Below are 18,283 nucleotides of genomic sequence, written 5' to 3' on the forward strand. Positions count from 1 at the left end.
ACAGCTATGCACCGACCGCCGCCACATGGGGCCGCAACAACCGCAGTGTCGCCATCAGGGTCCCCGCGGGGAACCCGGCCAACCGCCACATTGAACACCGCACGCCCGGTGTCGATGCCAACCCCTATCTCGTGGCGGCAGGCGTGCTGGCCGGAATGTACGAGGGCATCCGCGACAAGTTGCAACCAGAGGCCGAAGCGACGTCCTATGACGCCAACAGCGCCTATGCGCTGCCTGCGGACTGGGCCTCTGCGATTGCCCGCGCGTCAGGCTCCGCGTTTCTCAGGGAAGCCCTGGGAGAGAAGATGGCACATGTGTTCCTAGCGCTGCGGCAATCGGAATACGACCGCTTCATGGCCGAGGTCACGGCGGAAGAATTCGACTATTTCAGCAGCACGATCTGACGCGCAAACCTCGGTTTCCCATCGCAAATCTCTGTCTGCGACGGGAAATTGACCTGGACAGGTGAAACAACATGACCCCACTCAAAACAGCCCTGGTCACCGGCGCAGGTGCGCATGACGGCATCGGTGTGGCAATTGCCAGAAGCCTCGCGAAACGCGGGCTTTCGGTCGCAATTGCCGGTGCCAGCGCGCGGGTTCACGACCGCGCAGACGAGTTGCGCGCCGAGGGTTTCCAGATCACGTCGCATGTCGCCGACCTGACCAAAGCGGAGGAGGTCACGCGCCTGCGGGCCGAGGTCGGCCACGTCGATGTGCTGGTCAACAATGCGGGCATGGGGTCGGTTGCCGCCCCCGCGCTTCAGCGCAGCTTTCTGTCCCTCACCGAAGCCGATTGGGATGTCGGCATCGATGTGACGCTCAAGACGGCATTCCTTGTGACCAAGGCGTTTCTTGGCGACATGACCGAACGCGGCATCGGGCGGATCGTGAACATCGCCTCTGTGACCGGCCCGCTTGTCTCGAACGAAGGCGAGGCAGCCTATTCCGCGGCCAAGGCAGGCATGGTCGGAATGACACATGCGCTGGCACTGGAGGTTGGGCGCTTTGGCGTCACGGTCAACGCGGTCGCGCCGGGATGGGTCGACACCGGCGCCTCGACCGAGGGAGAGCGGATCGCCGCGCGCCACACACCCTTGGGCCGTGCAGGACGCCCTGACGAAATCGCGGCGGCGGCTGTCTTTCTCGCCTCCGAAGAGGCAAGCTATGTGAACGGATCACTGCTGGTTGTGGACGGCGGCAACATCCTGCAGGAAAGCAAGGTTCAAATCGGATGAATGCCAATGGGTCCATTGGCCTGACCGAATTGGCAAAGGCATCTTGACTGGCTAGGTTCGGGGCACCAACCGGCCCCTGCCGGACATCTTGGGTGCGCGGACCCTGTCATAGCGCGCAGCCCTCCGGATCACGAAAGCAATGGTAGAACTGAATGCGCGATATCTCGACCCTGCACCAACAGATCTATCAGACGCTGCGCGAGCAGCTGATTTCGGGGCAGTTTGCGCCGGGCACGAATATTAATGCCCGCGACATCAGCCAGACGATGGACGTGGGCCTTATGCCTGTGCGCGGTGCTATCACGCGGCTGGTGGGGGAACGCGCCCTTGAGGTTCAGCGCAACGGGCGCTTTTGCGTTCCGGCGCTGACCCGCGACCGCTTTGACGAGCTGATGCAGGCCCGCCGACAGCTGGAACCGCTCTGTGCCATGCGCGCCCTGCCGTTCATGACGCCGGAAAAAATCGCGGAAATGGAAGCCTGCGACCAGCGTATGAACCACAGCTACACCACCGGCGACGCCGGGGTGTACATGCAGCAGAACTACCAGTTTCACTTCACGCTTTACCGGTCCGGCGCGTCCGAGGTGTTGGTGCCGCTGCTGGAAAGCGTGTGGATGCAGTTCGGCCCCTTCATGCGCAGCGTTTTCAAGATGGAAGAGAAATCCGACATCGTAGACAAGCACCAGATGACCCTTGAGGCGATTCGGCGCAACGACGCCGAAGCGCTGGGGCTGGCCATCCGGGCGGACATTGCCGATGGCGTTCATCTGCTCAAGCAGACGCTCGACGACAGGCCGGATGAAGCGGTTCACAACCCGGAACGGGGCCATTGACGGACTCAGTGGGTTATTGTGGGGCAGACGGTCCTGATCCCCGCCTCAGATCTCGGCGTGCCAGAGTTCGATGAAGACATTTCCATCATCGCCTGAGGGGGCAAGGGCGGTTCCGAACAGCACCATGTCGCCCAATGCCGCGTGGGGGCCTGCAGACACCTCCATCTCTGCCCGGGTGCGCCCGTGAAAGCTGCCATCTGCTTGTGGCACCATACGCCCCGCATTGTGCACCATCAGGATTGTCCCGTCCTCAAGCTCAAGGAAATAGCGCGCTTCGATCTCATAGGTGCCATCGGCGAGGCGGCGGGCGAAATCGGCACCGCCGGGCAGGATCTTCGCGCGCCAGTCTGCGCCGACCGCCTCGCCTCCGGTGATCGGGAACAGCGCCCTGCCCGTGCCCCGGCTTGTGTCGAATTCGGTTGCGGGTCCAATCTCGGCCCGGATCGAACAGACGCGGGTCAGGCGGGGCTGGCCCGGCGACAGCGGCGCACCCAATGCTGTCATGTCAGGACAGTCAGCGCTCATGCGTAGCCTTTCCGTCGAACAGTGTCAGGTCAACCTCCAGCGCCCCGATCCGGTCCGCCTGTGTTGTCTCGATATCACCTGACAGCAGGGCAAGGTCCGCCTTCATGCCGGTCCGGATCGTGCCGGTCAGCCCTTCCGCGAAACCCACATATGCGCCGTTGCAGGTGTATGCCGCCAAAACCTCGTGCAGGGACAACCGCTGATCCGGCCCCCCCGCGACCCAGTTCTGCCGCGTCATCGCCGCCTGAATCCCCGCCAGCGGAGAGATCGGCACAATCGGCCAGTCCGAGGAAAAGGAGACGACCGCACCCGTGTCGGCAATCCTGCGCCAGGCATAGGCCATGCCCGCCCGGTCCGCACCGATCCCCACGGTGGTCTCATCCTCGCGCACCGGTGCGTGCGGCGGCTGCATCGAGGCGATGACACCCAGTTCGGCAAAACGCCCCAGATCGTCGAGGTGCAACATCTCCACATGCTCGATCCGGTGCCGACGGTCGCGCGGGCCGTTGGCTTTGGCCGCCGCCTCATAGCCGTCCAGGGCCAGCCGCACGGCGGCGTCCCCGATGGCATGTATGGCGATCTGCATGCCGCGTTTATCGATCTCTACCGCCGCTGCGATAAAATCCTCGCGGGTGAACAGCAGGTCGCCCCGATGGTCCGGGCGATTGGCATAGGGTTCAAGCATCGCCGCCGTACCGCTCGCGATCACCCCGTCGAGGAAAATCTTGACGAAGCCCGAACACAGGGTGTCCCCGGTGAAATCCCGCGTCATGGCACTGGCGCGGTCCAGTTCAGACAGATCCATTTCCGCCGTCAGGTGAAACGGCACCCGCAGCCGCGAGATCAGCGCGCCCTCGTCCTCGATCTCGCGCAGGATCTCCATCATGTACCGATTGCCGTCCATGTTGTGCATCGTCGTGATGCCATGGCGCGCCGCATGGCGCAGGCCGACCTTAAGCGTTTCGCGGTCTTCTGCCCGCTCTTTTTGTGTCGGAGGAACCGGCGGTTCGATCCCCGACATGCCCAGCGACTCGCGCCCGCCCACGTTGCGCACCTCAAGCACCGGCAGCATCGCCAGTTTCTCGTGCAATTCGCCCGTGGCCTTGCCGTCCGCGCCCATCACCACCGCGTTGCCGCGCGGCAGTTCGCGCCCGTCAAGCAGGCCTGCCGCCTCAAGCGCCGGGGTATTGGCCCAGGCCGTGTGGAAATCATAGGCCATGATCATCAGCGGCCTGTCCGGGCAGATTTCATCCAGCACATGGCGGTCCAGCAACCGATCCTGTCCAAGGATCGCATAATCGGCCCCTTGCCCCACCAGCAGGCTCTGCTCGGGATGGCCGGCCGCGTAGGCCGTAACAGCCGCGCGCAGCTCTTCCAGGCCACTGACCCGGTCGGCGCGGATCACGGTTTCGTTGTAACCGCCCATGAAAAGATGCACATGCGATTCCACGAAACCGGGCAACAGCGTCCGCCCGCCTGCGTCGATCCTGCGCGTATCAGGCCCCGCCAGCGCGTCGATCTCGGCATCGGAACCGACAGCGACGATCCTGTCATCGCTGACCGCAACTGCGGTTGCGCGGGGTGCCTCGGGGTCCATCGTCAGAACGCTGGCATTGAGGAAAACAAGTGTGGGGGTCATGCGGAATCTCCTGCCCGGCGCAGATAAGTTGCGGCCAGCGTGCTGTCGTCAAAGACGTGGTTCAAAAAGGGCGTGATCCGCTGCGAAAGCATCGCATCGTGATCCGCCAGAGTGGTCTGCGGGTCCGTGATCAAGGTCAGATAGCAGGGCATCCAGAGGTCATGCAGCAGGGTCGCAAGATAGCGGATATCCATCGGCGATCCCAAACGCGTGCGCAGCTCGTAGGTCTCCAGCCGCTCGACAATGGCGTCGATCAGCAGGCGCGAGGTGTTGCGGAATCGCTTTGACAGGTCCGTATCGGGCCGCCGGATGACCGACGCTTCGGCATATCGCCACAACCGACGCGACGCGATATCCAGGGTTTCCTGCGAGACCTCTGAAAACAGGTCCAGCACGATGCTGGCCAACGGAACCCCGTCCAGGCGCGGCCGGCGCGATCCGCTCTCGCGCTTGCGCTGTGTGCCCTCCTCGATGATGGCAAGCAGAATGCCATCCTTGGACCCGAAGTAGTTGAAAACAGTAGGCGCAGACACTTCGCAGGCTTCAGCGATGTCCGCGATCGTGGTCGCATCCACGCCTTTCTCTTCGAACAAGTCGATAGTCGCCGCAATGATACCCTCCCGCCGCCTGGCTTTCTTGCGATCACGCAATCCGGGTTCTGCATCCTTGGGCATCGGGGTCTCTTTTTCGCATTCAATCTTTTTGTGTTACTAAAATTTTTTATTGACTAAAATATTTTTGTCAATAACTTTCGAGAAATTCTCAAGGTAGGGTCACATGCTCGACATACGTTCGCTTTCGAAAAAATTTGGCTCCGGTGACAGCGCTTTTCAGGCGCTGAAGTCGATCGACATCACCATTGAGGAAGGCGAGTTCTTTACGCTGCTCGGCCCCTCGGGCTGCGGCAAGACAACCCTGCTGCGGCTGATCGCAGGCTTTGAGCAGCCCAGTGGCGGGCAGCTGGTGCTGGACGGCAAGGACATCGCGACGATCCCGCCGAACCACCGGCCCGTGAACACCGTGTTTCAAAGCTATGCGCTGTTTCCGCACATGACGGTGGCGCAGAACGTGGCCTTCGGGCTGGAGGCGCGCGGCACCAATCCGGCAGAGATCGCCCCGCGGGTAGATGAAATCCTCGAAATCGTGCAGATGGCGCACCTGCGCGACCGCAAAAGCAGCCAGATGTCCGGCGGGCAACAGCAGCGCGTGGCACTGGCACGGGCGCTGGCCCCACGCCCGCGAATCCTGTTGCTGGACGAACCGCTTTCGGCGCTGGATCTGAAGCTGCGCAAACAGATGCAGTTCGAGCTGAAACGTCTCCAACGCGAATTGGGCCTGACCTTCATCTTCGTCACCCACGATCAGGACGAGGCGCTGACAATGTCGGACCGCATTGCGGTGATGGATGGCGGAACCCTGCAACAGGTGGCCGACCCCCGGACACTGTACGATCACCCCGCCAACCGTTTCGTGGCCGAGTTTATCGGCGAGGCGAATTTCCTGTCTGGCACGGTTGCCGGTGGCAAGCTTTCGCTGTCCGGGCAAGCGCCCGTGCCGTTGCCACACGGTGCGGATGCCAGCGGCCCGGTCACCGTGATGATCCGCCCCGAACAGGTCGTTGTCGGCTCTGCCGGCGGCAATGCCGTCACGCTCGACGGGCAGATCGAGGCGCTGGTCTTTTCCGGCACCGATACCCACGTGACGCTGCGCTTGGAAAACGGCGACACCCTAAGCCTGCGCGCGCCCAACAACTCTCACGCCACCACGACCTTCGCCGAGGGAGAGCCGCTCCGGGTCGCGCTGCCTGTCGATGCACTGCGCCTGTTGCCAGAGGACATTGCCAATGCCGCGTAACCCCACCGCTGCCGCCAGCGAAAGCGCCGTGGCGCGCGCCGAGACCCGGCGACGCTGGTCGCTGGCACTGCCCGCGCTCACGGTGATCACCCTCTGCTCGATCCTGCCGCTGGGGGTCATGGTCGCCTATTCCTTCATGGAGGCCGGCCAATACGGCAACGTCCAGTGGGGGTTTTCGCTTGAGGGTTGGAGAGCCGTGTTCCTCGATCGGGACTTTTTCGATGACAGCTACATTCCGGCCACCGCGCACCTGACGATCCTGGCCCGGTCGATCCTGCTGGCGCTGGCGACCACCGCCCTGACCTTTGTCTTTGGCATCCCCACCGCCTGGTTCATCGCAACGCGACCGCCCGCGACGCGGGCCTATTGGATGTTCCTGATCACCGTGCCGTTCTGGACCAACCTGCTGGTCCGCACCATCGCGATCCAAGAGGTGATCCGCGCCGACGGCACGCTGAACCGGCTGTTGCTGGCGACGGGCCTGATAGACGAGCCCCTTCAAATGATGTTCACCAATGGCGCCGTGCTGGTGGGGATGACCTATGTCTACCTGCCGTTGATGGTGCTGCCGGTCTATGCCGCCATCGAAAAGTTCGATTTCCGCCTGGCCGAGGCCGCCTATGACCTGCACGCCTCGCGGCTTTACTGCCTGCGCAGGGTGGTGCTGCCGTTGATGTGGCCAGGCATCGTTGCCGGTTCGATCCTGGTCTTCATCCCGGCACTTGGCGCCTATGTCACGCCGCGCCTGATGGGGGGCGGACGCGCGATGATGTGGGGCAACCTGATCGACCTGCAATTCGGGCAGGGCCGCAACTGGCCCCTGGGTGCCGCGCTGTCGATCACCCTGACCCTCGTCGTGGTTGGCGCAATGGTCTGGTACGCGCGCCGCGCCGCAAAAGGAGACGCAACCAATGGCTAACAAACGCTTTGACGTCACCCATGTGCCCGGTGCCGCAACCATCGCAATCGTCACCTTCCTCGCGCTTTACATCCCGGTGCTTATCCTGGTGGTGAACGCGTTTAACGGCAGTGATACCGCGGGCCGCTGGGAGGGCCTGTCGTTGCGTTGGTTCGCGGCCGCCCTGGACAACGCCGCGTTCCGCAGCGCGGCAGTGAACTCGGTGATCGTGGCCCTTGCGGCGGCGCTGTTGTCCACCTGCCTTGCCACGGCGGTGGCGCTGGCCGTGACACGGGGCAGGCAGATCAAGGGACAAGGCAGCATCGTCATCATCGTGAACCAGCCGCTGCTTGTTCCGGAAATCGTCTTTGGCATCGCCCTCATGGTGGTGCTGGCACAGGTCAAGCAGGTGACCGGCTATCAGGGCCTTGGCTATCTGATCGCGGCCCATACCACCTTTTGCATCCCCTTTGCCTTTTTGCCGATCCGCGCCCGCCTGGCGGGCATGGACCTGACGTTGGAGACCGCGTCGATGGACCTCTATGCCGGCCGGTTCTACACCTTCCGGCGTGTCACGCTGCCGCTGTTGCTGCCGGGCATCCTCACCGGTTTCATGCTGGCCTTTGTGATCTCGCTCGACAACGTGGTGGTCAGCAGCCTGGTCAAATCGCCGGGACAGGAAACCCTGCCCACCTACCTGATGGGCGAACTGCGTCGCAATCTCACATCGGAAATCTACGCGATCTCGGCGCTGCTGCTTTTCGCCAGCATCTCTATCGTCGCCGCCTCGTGGGTCATCACCCGCACCAAACAATAACCAAGAAGAAACTGACAACCCCAATCCAACATCGGAGTCTTTTCAATGAAACGCACCCACACCGGAACCGCGCTTGCCGCCGGGCTGACGCTGCTGGCACAGTCCGCCACCGCCGAAGGCAACCTGAACGTCTACAACTTCGGGCTCTACACCCCGCCGGACCTGCTTGAGAAATTCTCGAAGGAATATGACGTCGAAGTCACCCTGACCGACTTTGTCGCCAACGAAGAGGCCATCGCCCGCATTCAGGCCGGCGGTCACGGCATGGATGTGATCATCGTCAGCGGCTATTTCATCCCCGCCTATGTCGACCAGGGCCTGCTGATGGAAAGCAACCCGGCCGGGATGGAGAACTTTCACAACATCGCGGACCAGTGGAAATCGATCCCGACAGACCCCGAACGCAAGTACACCGTGCCTTGGGTCTGGGGCACCACCGGCGTCATGGTGAACAGAAAGGTCTATGACGGCGACATCAACACCGCCGCGATCTTTCTCGACCCGCCGGAAGAGCTCAAGGGCGGCATCAATATCGTGCCCAGCATGAACGACATGATCGACATGACCCTCAGCTACATCGGCGCCGAGCCCTGCACCACCGACCGCGAAAGCCTCAGCAAGGCGCGCGATCTGCTGCTTTCGGCCAAGGAAAACTGGGCTTCGGTCGACTATCCTTCGTTCGAGAAATTCATCAACGAGGATCTGAGCGCCTCGGTCTTCTGGAGCGGTGCCGCCGCCCGCGTGCGCGGCCTGAACGATGGCTTTGCCTATGGCTGGCCCAAGGACGGCTATATGAAGTGGATGGACAACCTCGCCATCCTGGCTGACGCGGCCAATGTCGAGAATGCCAAGCTGTTCCAGAATTTCGTCATGGAACCCGAAAATGCCGCGATGATCTCGAATTACACGATGTACAACAACGCCATCACAGGGTCCGAAGCGTTCATGGACCCCGCATTGATCAGCGCACCGGAACTGGAGGTGCCCGAAGACCTGCAAGGCGCGGCCATTGAACAGACCCTTTGCGCACCGGAAGCACAGGACCTCTATACCCGCATCTGGACAGAACTGACACGTTGATCTCTTTCTGGAACCGGCGGTGCACCACCGCCGGTTTTCTCATGCGCCGGGTTTCAATAAGCTTGCGAGGGGTAAAAAGCCATTGCCGGAACGTGGCGCTGTCGTGACTTGCGACAGCATGCGGGCCATGCGTGTTGCGGATCTGGCCTTGCTCAATTTCACCTAAAAACGAGGCATTTCCATACACGGCGTCGGAACTATGCCGAGGCAGGCCCAAACGCCGCCAATATTGATTTCCCTCCCATCATTTCCCTGCTAATTCAGGGCCATGGATATAGTCCTGGTTACCACGATCATTGCTTCACTCTTCCTCGTCATCGGCGTGGCAGAGCCGCTCGCGGCGCGTTTGCGCCTGCCTTTCAGTGTGATCCTTGCCATGCTTGGCATTCTGATCGGGGGCGGCGCGATCTTCTTCCTGCGCACCGAGTTGACGGACGCGCTGAATCCCATCGCCGAGGCGATCCTGGGGCTGCCGATCCGGTCCAACGTCTTCCTTTATGTCTTCCTGCCGACGTTGCTGTTCCAGGCGACGCTGGGGATGAACCTGCGCCGAATGCTTGACGACTGGGTCCCGATCCTTGTTCTGGCTGTCGTCGCTGTGGTGGTGGCCACGCTGACCGTGGGCTATGCGCTTTCATGGGCCAGTTCGCTGCCGCTGGCGGCCTGTCTTCTGATCGGGGCGATCGTATCGACCACTGACCCATCGGCGGTTGTCTCTATCTTTCGTTCGATCTCGGCACCGCGTCGTCTGGCGCGGATCATCGAGGGTGAGAGCCTTTTGAATGACGCGGCCGCCATCGCGCTCTTTGGCCTCTTCATCGGCTTCGTGATGCTGGGCGTGCCCGACCCGAACCTCAGCGACGCGCTGATGCGTTTTCCGATGCTGATCGCCGGTGGCGCACTGACAGGCTGGCTGGCCGCACGGCTCGCGGTCGGGATCATGGCGTTTTTCAACGGCCATGAACTTGCGCAAATCTCGATCTCGGTGGCACTGCCGTATCTGGTCTATATCGGCGCAGAGCAGAGTATAGGGGCGTCAGGGGTGATCGCGGTCGTCACCGCGGGGCTGACGCTGAACCTGACCGGGCCGGGGCGATTGCCGCCGCAGGCCTGGGCAAATCTGCGCGAGCTTTGGGGTGTCCTGGCCCATTGGGCGGGGGCGTTGATCTTTATTCTTGCCGCCCTTCTGATCCCGCGCCTTCTGGAAGGGGTCCGCGTTACAGACTTTGCCCTGATCGGCGTGGTGATCGTGGCCGCCATCGCGGCACGGGCGCTGATCTTGTTCGGATTGCTGCCGCTTCTGACCTCCTTGCGGATCTCGCCCGCCATCGAAAGGCCCTACCGCGCCGCCATCCTCTGGGGTGGCCTTCGGGGCGCGGTTACGCTGGCGCTTGCGCTGGCCGTCACCGAAAGCCTCCGCGTACCGCTTGAAGTCAAACGGGTGGTGGGCATCCTGGCCACCGGTTTCACGCTGTTCACACTCGTGGTGCAGGGTACGACGTTGCGGTCCGTGATCGGCTGGCTCGGCCTTGACCGGCTCTCCCCCATCGACGAGGCGCTGTCGCGGCAGGTCGTGGCGGTTGCGCTGCAAACCGTGCGCGAGGACGTCGCACGCGCCACCGAAAACTACGAACTGACGCGCGACATCGTTCGCTCCGAGGCCAAGCAGTTCGGCGAACGACTGGACGAAACCGTCAAAGCCGCCGAGGACAGCGTCGGGATTCTGGATCGCGACCGGATCACGCTGGGGCTGATTGCGCTTGCCGGTCATGAACGTGACACCATTCTGGCGCGGGTGCGCGAGCGCACGATCACCGCCCGGATGGCAGAGCAGGTTCTGTCGGATGCCGACCGTCTTATCGAAGGGGCGCAGGCGGGCGGACGCAGTGGATACCAACTCGCCGCCCGTCGCAGCGTGGCTTATGGCAAAGTGTTCCGATTGGCCGTGATGCTGCGCAATCGGCTGCGCCTTCCTGCACCGCTGGGCCGAATGACCGCAGACAGGTTCGAGCTTTTGTTGTCGCAGCGGCTGATCCTGCGCGACCTTAGCCTGTTCATCGACAATCGCATCGTCCGCATCCATGGGCGGCGGGTGGCCGACCTTTTGCACGAACTGCTGTCGCGCCGGATCGAAGCTGTGGAAACCGCGCTTGAGGGACTGCGCCTGCAATATCCCGGCTATGCCGAGAAGCTGGAACGTCGCATTATCCGTCGCACCGCGTTGCGCTTTGAGGAACGCGAATACATGGCGATGCGCGAAGACGGGCTGATCGGGGCCGAGGTCTACACCGCGCTTATGCAGTCACTGGCGGCACGGCGCGCCGCGGCGGAAGATCGCCCGCGCCTCGATATCGCGCTCCAGCGTGAGGAACTCGTCAAACAATTTCCACTGTTCGCAGATTTTGACGAAACGGCGCTGAAACGGTTGGGCCGCGCCCTCCAGACCCGCTATGTCAACGCCGGGGATGCCATCATCCTCAAGGATAGCACGGCGAAAAGCGTGTTCTTTATTGCCTCGGGCGCCGTCGAACTGGAGAGCGCAGGAAAAACCCTGCGGCTGGGACGTGGCGAGATGTTCGGCCAGTTGGCGATCCTGATGAACAAGACCCGCCGCGCCGAAGTACGGGCAATCGCGCCCTCGACGCTTCTTGTGCTGGACGAGGCGCGCTTTCGCCGCCTGCTGGATCAAAGCGAAACCGTGCGCAAAGCCGTGCTTGCCAGCGGCGAAAAACGCGGGGTTACGCTTGCTGGTCTTCAGTCCACCGACCCGTAGGGTATCTGATTGCAGGCGGTCAGAACCTAGGGTCACCTCTTGTCATCGACCTGCCCGGCCATGTCCTTGTGATCGGACGCATCCACATAGACCGCCAGCCTGGCCTGCGTATGTGCAATGATCCCGTTTATCCTGGCAGGTGACAGCCCATAGCGCCGCGCAATATCCTTTTGGCTTTCGACCCTCAGGCGATGCGCGAAAATGATGTCAGCCTCGCGCGCGGGCAATGCGCTCAGACCTTTGGCCAGCCGACCAAGCCGCTGTCTGTCCTGCAACTGCGTTTCGGCCGTGGGTCTGTCGCATAACAGATCATCATCCAGTTCAAGCGGCGTGATCCGTTCGCTGATCTCGCGGCGGCGATGATCCAGCGCCAGATTGCGCACGATCCGGCGCAGGAAACCGCGCGGGCTGGCGATCTCTGTGCCAATGGCCTTGCTGCTGAGACAGCGCATGGCCGCATCCTGGACCACATCTTCGGCGCGGTCGCGATTGCCGATAATGCGCATCGCATCGCACAACAGCATTTCACGCTCGTCAATCAAATGACGCAGCAGTTTTTGCCGTGTCAAAGCACAGCCAGCGGGGACAGGTTCTGATGATTTAGCCATCTTTAGCGCTTGAATGGGAAGGACAGGACAAAATGTCTGCCTAGCGCACAAGCTGAGTGGACCTGTGACCCCTTTACGCCCAACCCAAGGGCACCACAACCTGCCAGGCCGTCGGTGCGGGCAATTTTTCGCCAAATACGTGTATTTTCCACCCCTGCACGACACAGGGGCGGAACAACAGCTTATTCGGCCGCAATGGCAGAGGCAGATCCGTGCAGGGTTTCAAGCTGTTGCGCAATCTCGTCCGACCGCAGCGCCAGAACCGACAGCAAAGTGTCGCTTAGCCCGTGTGTCGGCTCGCTAAAGCCCTGAACGAAAATGCCCGGCTCGAACCTGTCCTTCATCGGCAAACGATAGTCACGATCCGGCGCTGACGCGGCCTGCCACGGGATCAGGTCTGACAGAACCGACTGGTCCAGCGCGCGGCGGTACCCTGTACCCAGAACCACAAGGTCGTAAGCCGCGACCTGCGACCCGGACGGCCCTGACAAGTGCAACCCGACCTGCGCACCCGCCTGTTGCGCCTCTTGCACCTGCGTCTCCGCCAACAGGCCCAGACGGTCTTCCCCGCGCACGTCCTGGGCATAAAGCGTTTCGTAGATCTGTTCGATCAGGTCCGCATCGGTCACCGCATAGTTTGTGGCCGCAAGGCTGTGCAGGGTCTGCGCCCGCGCCTTTTCCGGCAAACCGTGGAACCGGTCCGTTTGTGCGGGATCAAAGATCTCGTTCACAAAGGGCGTGTCATCCGATGGCTTGATGGCCCTGCCGCGCAGGATCATGTCGACCCGTGGCTGTTCGGGGCGGGCTGCAAGATCGGCAAAGACTTCGGCGGCGCTTTGGCCTGCGCCAATCACGGCAATGCGCTGGCCCGGCTTCAACCGGGGCACGACCTGCGAAAGATAGTCATTTGTGTGGAACACCCGGCCGCTGTCCCGCAAGGGCGCGAAAACCTCGGGCCAATGCGGCTTGCCGCCCGGTGCCAGCACCACGTTGCGGGCCATATGGCGCGTCTGCCTGCCGTCCGCGCCTTGGCTGTGCACCGCCAGATGGGTCACCCGGTCTCCCTTTTGCACCGGTTCGATGGCGGTGACCCGGCTGTCGTAATGGCAATTGGAAAACTGGCCCGCGATCCAGCCCAGATAGTCGTTGAACTCTTCCCGGCTGGGGAAAAACGTCTTGCGGTTGATAAAGCGCGACAGGCGTCCCTTGGCATGCAGATAGCTGAGAAACGAAAACCCGCTGCGCGGATTGCGCAGGGACACCAGGTCTTTCAGGAAAGACACCTGCATATCGGTGCCCGCCAGCATCATGTCCGGATGCCAGGCAAAGGCCGGTTTTGCCTCAAGAAACCCTGCGCGCAAGCGGCTGCCGCGTTCGTGCAAGGCCACCGCCAGCGCAAGGTTCGAGGGGCCAAAGCCGATGCCGATCACATCCAGCGGTTGCGCATTCATATCATTCATCGGTTTTCTCCTGTGCCAAGCATGTTTGTCAGCGACAGGGCCAGCGGCGTGCCCTGCCCGGTGTCGGGTCGTGCCCAGATGCGGGATTCGAAAAAATGCTGGCGTTCCAACCGCACCAGCGTTGCGCGTTTGTGGGAAAAATCGAAATCGCGCACATGGGCAAAGCCGCCGCGCCCCAAGTTCCTGAGCTGTTTCAAGTGGCTTGCCTTCGGCTCGCCCATCAGGGCCTGCGTGCGCGGTTCGGCCAGAAACATGTAGTGCATCAGCGACGGCATCCACGCGGTGACATAATCCGCGCCGCGCATGTCATCCTCGCCGATCAGCACGTGCCAGCCGCGATCCCACGGATCGGCGTCATAGACGCCGCCAATCCGGTTTTCACGCGCCCAATACAGCTCGAAATAGCCAAAATCACGCCCGTCCAGGCTGCCGATCACCGGCAGGATATGCGGGTCTGCGATCAGGGTTTGCAGGGTGTCGCGGTGCGCCTCCAGCGTGCCCGCCTCTTCAAAGAATGCAGCGACGCGCGGGTCGTTCTGCCAGCGGTGAAAGGTGGCCAGATCGTCGATACAGGCCGCGCGCAGTTCAATGTGCTGGCCGAGCCATGGAATATAGCGGCGGTACAGGGGCCCTGCAGGTTTGGGCGGGCGCACGGGGTGGCGTCCGTTGGGGCCGGTGCGCCACAGCGTCGGCCAAGGGGGTGTCGGATGCATGATCCAGCGGTCGGGCACCTGCCAGAACGCCACCGGCAGCACCCAATGCGCCGTGCCAACGGCTGTTGCGACGCCCATCAACGCAAGCCGAGGCAGCAAGCCCGCCCAGTCCGCGCCGTCCAGCCGGATGGCCACCTCGCCGCCCTCTGCGCTGAGCGTCTCGAAAGCCGCGAGCGCCTGTGCGACGGTCAGATCCGGCGTCGCCCTCAGGCCCAGCCTGCCATCACCTGCATCGCTGAGAAGCAGTACAAGATCCGCCCCAATCTGTACATGATCTTTGCCACGCTGCGCCACGGGGCGGTCTGTCAAAGGCATATCAAAAGCCACATTCACGTCCTTTCTTTGATCTGTGGTGACGCAGGCCGGGCCTGCGTGTCAGCAAGGGCAAAAGCCCATCGAAGCGCGCGGTTCACCGCCACCGGCAGCACCGACATATGCGTCTCGTCGGGATAGATTTCGAACCGGGTCGCAACCCCGCGCGCCGACAGGGCCGTCGCCATCTCCTGCGCGGCGGCGACGGTGCGGGCCCTGGCCTTTTCCGCGCGCCTCTCGGCAGCTTCGGGTCCGCCGGCCTGAAACGGTGCCAACGCATCGCCCTCCCATTCCCCCGCTGAAAGATGCACCCGCAGCCGGTGTGATCCCGCGTCGAAACGATCCAGGTGTTGCAGCAAAAAGCTGTCTTCCCACGTGATCGCCGGGCTGGCTGCAATCCAGTTGGCAAAGGCATCGGGACGGGTGAACATCAGCCACAAGGCGAACAGACCGCCAAAGGAATGGCCGAACAACGATTGCCGCGCCGGATCAAGCGCAACCTGACCGGCCAGAAAGCCGCGCACGTCTTCCAGCAGGAACCGCGCCATTTCCGCGCCGCCGCCGGTCCTGACCCTTGGTCCATCGGCGGCAAAGGGCGGATAGCTTTGACCCGGCGGCGGCCCCAGATCCCAGCTGCGGCGAAAGGAATCGTAAGCCGCGTCAGTCGGATAACCCACCGCGATCAGCACGCCCCAGCCCAGGTTGGTGCCCGTGGGCCAGAACGCCTGGGCGCGCATCACATCAACGGCCGTGCCGATCACCGCATTGCCATCCAGCAGCCACAGCGCGGGCCACCCATCGGCGGGGGCTTCGCCGGGCGGCACCCACAGGAACACACGCCGAATGTCGCCGGTCTGGCTGTCTTTCAGGTCGAACCAACGGGTGCCGCCACTGTCGGCCATGCCCTGCGCCACAACATCACGCATCATGCTGCAGCCTCTGCTGCCGCGTGCAAGGCCGTGCGCAGGTCGTCCATCAGCAATGCCGCAGGTTCCAGCCCCGCCGCCAACCGGATGGTGCGCGGGCTGACGCCAAAGCGTTGGAACACATTTGCCGCCCCCGCCAATCCGCAGGCCGCCTGCCCCGGTACGATCAGGCTTTCGGGTCCGCCCCAGCTGACCCCGATACGGATGGTGCGCAGCGCATCGCAAAAGCGCGCCACATCCAGGCCCGCCGCCAGATCAAAGGCAAACAACCCGCCAAAACCGCTGAGCCCCTCGGGGCGGGTCGCCAGCAATCCGGGATGATGCACGGCTGTGACCTGCGGATGGTCCGCCAGCCCGCGCGCCAGCTCCAGACCGGTCTGCATATGGCGTGCCATCCGCATATCCAGCGTGCGCATCCCGCGCAGCACCAGAAACGCATCCATCGGGGACATCCGTCCGCCGAACAGGTGGGTGGCCTCATGGTCGATGGCCTGGATCATCTCGCGCGATCCCGTGACCAGCCCGCCCAGCGTGTCGCTGTGGCCCGACAGGTATTTCGACGCCGCATGCACCACCAGATCGACGCCCAGATCATGCGGGCGCTGGTACAGGGGTGTGGCCCAGCTGTTGTCGATCACCGAAACCACCCCAAGCCGCCGCGCCTCGGTCGCGATGGCCCGCAGGTCTTGCAGACGAAAGGTCCACGAGGTCGGGCTTTCCAGATAGACCAGTCGCGCGCCCGCCAAGGCGTCAACCATCGCCTGCGTGTCGGTGCCGTCGATGTAAACCGTTTCAACCCCGAACCGCGCCAGCACCGTTTCGAACAGGCGGAACGCGTCTGAATACAAATGCTCGACCGCAACGATGCGGTCACCGGCCTGTACAAAAGGCAGCACCGCGCCGCAAATCGCCGCCATCCCCGACGAAAACCCGCGTGCCGCTTCGCCACCTTCCAGCCGCGCAATCAGGTCTTCCAGTTCGCAGACTGTCGGGTTGTCGCCGCGCGAATAGATGAACCTGTCAGAGCGTCCGGCAAAGACATCCTCGATCTGGGCATAGCTGTCGAACAGGAACGAACTGCTTTGAAAGATCGGCGTGGCGCTGGCGTCATGGGGCACGGGACGGCTCGGTGAAATCAGATCGGGTGTGGGGGGTGTTCGCGTCATACAGAGGCTCCGGTGGGTGAGAGGGGGAAAAGGGCGGCACGGATCGGGACCAGCGCCAGAAAGGCGGCCAGCCAGGCCGCAACAAGAACGGATATGGCGATACCGACGGGGCCGAACAGCGGCACCAGCAGCGCCATCGACGGCCACAGCAGCCAGCCCATCGGCGCAAGACCCAAAAGCGTCGCCATCCGTGGCTGCACAGTGGCTTGCAGGCTGATCTGTGCACACAGGCGCAGCGCAACCGCAGGCAGAGACAGGGCCAGATATGACAGCATCTCGGCGGCCTGTGCGACGGTGTCAGGATCAACCACGAACAGGCGCACCAACGGGCGCGCACCCATACTGAACAGTATGGAAAGCGCTGCGGTAATCGCGCCGCACATGCACAGAATCCTGCGCAGGGTGGCCGCGAAACGCGCGGCATTGGCGCGGCCATGCGCGTGGGACAGGATCGGCTGAACGCCAATGGCAAACCCTTCCAGCGGCAGCATCACGACAAAGACCAGACGCAGCGCGAGCCCCAAGGCTGCCACCTCATCCGCACCGCCGAACGCGGTGGCGATGCGCAGCAGCGCCATCAGGCTTATCGTTGTGACCGCGACCGCCACCGCCTCGGGCAACCCGACGCGCAGCACCGGCGCCAACAGGCGCAGCGGGCCAAGGGTCGGGCGACCGCGCGGGGTGTGAAAATGCCACGCCCAGACGCACAGGGTGACGCCCTGCGCGCACAGCGTCGCCCACGCCGCCCCCGCCAAGCCAAGGTTCAGACCAAAGATGAACAAAGGATCAAGGAGGATGTTCAGACCAAAACAAAGGCCCAGTGTTTTCAGGCTGAAGGCTGCATTGCCGCGCCCGATGGCCAGGAAATCGCACAGGATCTGCAGGATCGCACAGCCGATGGTCAGGGCCTGTATCAGCAGGTAGGGCCGCGCCGTTGCCAGCAATGCGCCACGTGCGCCCAACAGGTGCAACACCCCTTCGCCAAAGCTCCACAGCCCGCCGACAGCACAGACCGCCAGCACCAGCGCGGCCGTCATCGACAGACCCGCAACGGCGCGCGCCTGATCCGGCCGCCCTGCGCCCAATGATCTGGCCGTCGCACTGGCAGCCCCTATGCCCAGCCCGATGCCCGCCGCCGCAACCAGCCCGGCAAGCGGTGCCAGCACCACAAGGGCCGCCAGCGCGTCCGATCCCAGACGCCCGACAAAGGCCGCATCCACCGCCTGATGCAACGCATTCAGCGACAGCCCCGCCATCGCGGGCAGGCCCAGCCGCCACATCAGGCGGTACAGGTCGGGATCGGACAGATCGCTGTCGGCCATGCGTTTCTCCTTGTCTTGGTCACAGGACGCGGCAGCGGGCGGAAAATTCACCCTTTGCAGAAATTTTTTTGAACCGGTGAATTTTCCCGCCTCCGAAACGTCAGCAGGGAAAGAGCTGAA

16 protein-coding genes and 1 pseudogene are annotated in these 18,283 nt (G+C 63.0%); 8 read left to right on the top strand and 9 right to left on the bottom strand.

The window, feature by feature from the left end:
* From BUC08_RS17380 to BUC08_RS17390, 3 genes and pseudogenes are all read left to right on the top strand, one after another.
* Positions 1–404: pseudogene (locus BUC08_RS17380) on the top strand (glutamine synthetase family protein); the annotation flags it as partial.
* A gap of 71 nt (positions 405–475) precedes the next feature.
* Positions 476–1,237, top strand: a complete 762-nt coding sequence (locus BUC08_RS17385) for an SDR family NAD(P)-dependent oxidoreductase (protein ID WP_037927343.1) — start codon at positions 476–478, stop codon at positions 1,235–1,237.
* Between the two features lie 152 nt (positions 1,238–1,389).
* Complete coding sequence (locus BUC08_RS17390; RefSeq protein ID WP_051694451.1) at positions 1,390–2,070, top strand: GntR family transcriptional regulator; 681 nt, start codon at positions 1,390–1,392, stop codon at positions 2,068–2,070.
* Between the two features lie 45 nt (positions 2,071–2,115).
* Here BUC08_RS17390 and BUC08_RS17395 read toward each other — a convergent pair whose 3' ends face one another.
* The 3 genes from BUC08_RS17395 to BUC08_RS17405 are packed head-to-tail and all read right to left on the bottom strand — an operon-like array spanning position 2,116 to position 4,908.
* On the bottom strand, positions 2,116–2,595 hold the full coding sequence (locus BUC08_RS17395; protein WP_051694448.1) for a DUF3237 domain-containing protein: 480 nt from the start codon (positions 2,593–2,595) through the stop codon (positions 2,116–2,118).
* Positions 2,585–4,234, bottom strand: a complete 1,650-nt coding sequence (locus BUC08_RS17400; protein ID WP_037927340.1) for an amidohydrolase — start codon at positions 4,232–4,234, stop codon at positions 2,585–2,587. Before BUC08_RS17400 ends, BUC08_RS17395 begins: the two co-directional genes overlap by 11 nt.
* Complete coding sequence (locus BUC08_RS17405; protein ID WP_051694446.1) at positions 4,231–4,908, bottom strand: TetR/AcrR family transcriptional regulator; 678 nt, start codon at positions 4,906–4,908, stop codon at positions 4,231–4,233. Before BUC08_RS17405 ends, BUC08_RS17400 begins: the two co-directional genes overlap by 4 nt.
* 103 nt (positions 4,909–5,011) lie before the next feature.
* On the opposite strand from BUC08_RS17405, the gene BUC08_RS17410 reads away from it, so the two are divergent.
* The 5 genes from BUC08_RS17410 to BUC08_RS17430 all read left to right on the top strand — a co-directional run bounded on the left by BUC08_RS17410 (position 5,012) and on the right by BUC08_RS17430 (position 11,656).
* Entirely contained in the window at positions 5,012–6,088 is a 1,077-nt protein-coding gene (locus BUC08_RS17410) for an ABC transporter ATP-binding protein (RefSeq protein WP_037927337.1), read from the top strand.
* Positions 6,078–7,007 (top strand): ABC transporter permease, encoded by a 930-nt coding sequence (locus BUC08_RS17415; protein ID WP_037927335.1) that lies wholly within the window; start codon positions 6,078–6,080, stop codon positions 7,005–7,007. The genes BUC08_RS17410 and BUC08_RS17415 overlap by 11 nt, the downstream gene beginning before the upstream one ends.
* Positions 7,000–7,803 (top strand): ABC transporter permease, encoded by an 804-nt coding sequence (locus BUC08_RS17420; protein WP_037927332.1) that lies wholly within the window; start codon positions 7,000–7,002, stop codon positions 7,801–7,803. The genes BUC08_RS17415 and BUC08_RS17420 overlap by 8 nt, the downstream gene beginning before the upstream one ends.
* Before the next feature lie 45 nt (positions 7,804–7,848).
* Positions 7,849–8,883, top strand: coding sequence for an extracellular solute-binding protein (locus BUC08_RS17425; protein ID WP_037927330.1), 1,035 nt, complete (start codon positions 7,849–7,851; stop codon positions 8,881–8,883).
* A 268-nt stretch (positions 8,884–9,151) separates the two neighbouring features.
* On the top strand, positions 9,152–11,656 hold the full coding sequence (locus BUC08_RS17430) for a cation:proton antiporter (RefSeq protein ID WP_037927326.1): 2,505 nt from the start codon (positions 9,152–9,154) through the stop codon (positions 11,654–11,656).
* Positions 11,657–11,688: 32 nt separating this feature from the next.
* Here the strand turns inward: BUC08_RS17430 and BUC08_RS17435 are convergent, their stop codons facing one another.
* The 6 genes from BUC08_RS17435 to BUC08_RS17460 all read right to left on the bottom strand — a co-directional run bounded on the left by BUC08_RS17435 (position 11,689) and on the right by BUC08_RS17460 (position 18,163).
* Positions 11,689–12,264: a sigma-70 family RNA polymerase sigma factor gene (locus BUC08_RS17435; protein WP_081855404.1), complete on the bottom strand. Its 576-nt coding sequence runs from the start codon at positions 12,262–12,264 to the stop codon at positions 11,689–11,691.
* Between the two features lie 182 nt (positions 12,265–12,446).
* Entirely contained in the window at positions 12,447–13,724 is a 1,278-nt protein-coding gene (locus tag BUC08_RS17440) for a lysine N(6)-hydroxylase/L-ornithine N(5)-oxygenase family protein (RefSeq protein WP_200796212.1), read from the bottom strand.
* Positions 13,721–14,764: a GNAT family N-acetyltransferase gene (locus BUC08_RS17445; protein WP_051694442.1), complete on the bottom strand. Its 1,044-nt coding sequence runs from the start codon at positions 14,762–14,764 to the stop codon at positions 13,721–13,723. Before BUC08_RS17445 ends, BUC08_RS17440 begins: the two co-directional genes overlap by 4 nt.
* Before the next feature lie 2 nt (positions 14,765–14,766).
* On the bottom strand, positions 14,767–15,678 hold the full coding sequence (locus BUC08_RS17450; protein WP_051694439.1) for an alpha/beta hydrolase: 912 nt from the start codon (positions 15,676–15,678) through the stop codon (positions 14,767–14,769).
* The gene (locus BUC08_RS17455) at positions 15,675–16,841 is read right to left on the bottom strand and encodes a PLP-dependent transferase (RefSeq protein WP_037927324.1); all 1,167 of its coding nucleotides are present in this window, start codon (positions 16,839–16,841) and stop codon (positions 15,675–15,677) included. The genes BUC08_RS17450 and BUC08_RS17455 overlap by 4 nt, the downstream gene beginning before the upstream one ends.
* Positions 16,838–18,163 carry an MATE family efflux transporter gene (locus tag BUC08_RS17460; protein WP_051694437.1) on the bottom strand — a complete coding sequence of 442 codons (1,326 nt, stop codon included), beginning with the start codon at positions 18,161–18,163 and terminating at the stop codon, positions 16,838–16,840. The genes BUC08_RS17455 and BUC08_RS17460 overlap by 4 nt, the downstream gene beginning before the upstream one ends.
* Between the last annotated feature and the right edge of the window lie 120 nt (positions 18,164–18,283).

Origin of the sequence: Pseudosulfitobacter pseudonitzschiae, from assembly GCF_900129395.1 — a bacterium.
GTDB classification, from domain to species: Bacteria; Pseudomonadota; Alphaproteobacteria; order Rhodobacterales; family Rhodobacteraceae; genus Pseudosulfitobacter; species Pseudosulfitobacter pseudonitzschiae.

Coding starts and splice junctions, on each gene's coding strand:
- BUC08_RS17385 (WP_037927343.1), top strand. CDS start 476: ATGACCCCACTCAAAACAGCCCTGGTCACCGGCGCAGGTGCGCATGAC.
- BUC08_RS17390 (WP_051694451.1), top strand. CDS start 1,390: ATGCGCGATATCTCGACCCTGCACCAACAGATCTATCAGACGCTGCGC.
- BUC08_RS17395 (WP_051694448.1), bottom strand. CDS start 2,595: ATGAGCGCTGACTGTCCTGACATGACAGCATTGGGTGCGCCGCTGTCG.
- BUC08_RS17400 (WP_037927340.1), bottom strand. CDS start 4,234: ATGACCCCCACACTTGTTTTCCTCAATGCCAGCGTTCTGACGATGGAC.
- BUC08_RS17405 (WP_051694446.1), bottom strand. CDS start 4,908: ATGCCCAAGGATGCAGAACCCGGATTGCGTGATCGCAAGAAAGCCAGG.
- BUC08_RS17410 (WP_037927337.1), top strand. CDS start 5,012: ATGCTCGACATACGTTCGCTTTCGAAAAAATTTGGCTCCGGTGACAGC.
- BUC08_RS17415 (WP_037927335.1), top strand. CDS start 6,078: ATGCCGCGTAACCCCACCGCTGCCGCCAGCGAAAGCGCCGTGGCGCGC.
- BUC08_RS17420 (WP_037927332.1), top strand. CDS start 7,000: ATGGCTAACAAACGCTTTGACGTCACCCATGTGCCCGGTGCCGCAACC.
- BUC08_RS17425 (WP_037927330.1), top strand. CDS start 7,849: ATGAAACGCACCCACACCGGAACCGCGCTTGCCGCCGGGCTGACGCTG.
- BUC08_RS17430 (WP_037927326.1), top strand. CDS start 9,152: ATGGATATAGTCCTGGTTACCACGATCATTGCTTCACTCTTCCTCGTC.
- BUC08_RS17435 (WP_081855404.1), bottom strand. CDS start 12,264: ATGGCTAAATCATCAGAACCTGTCCCCGCTGGCTGTGCTTTGACACGG.
- BUC08_RS17440 (WP_200796212.1), bottom strand. CDS start 13,724: ATGAATGATATGAATGCGCAACCGCTGGATGTGATCGGCATCGGCTTT.
- BUC08_RS17450 (WP_051694439.1), bottom strand. CDS start 15,678: ATGATGCGTGATGTTGTGGCGCAGGGCATGGCCGACAGTGGCGGCACC.
- BUC08_RS17455 (WP_037927324.1), bottom strand. CDS start 16,841: ATGACGCGAACACCCCCCACACCCGATCTGATTTCACCGAGCCGTCCC.
- BUC08_RS17460 (WP_051694437.1), bottom strand. CDS start 18,163: ATGGCCGACAGCGATCTGTCCGATCCCGACCTGTACCGCCTGATGTGG.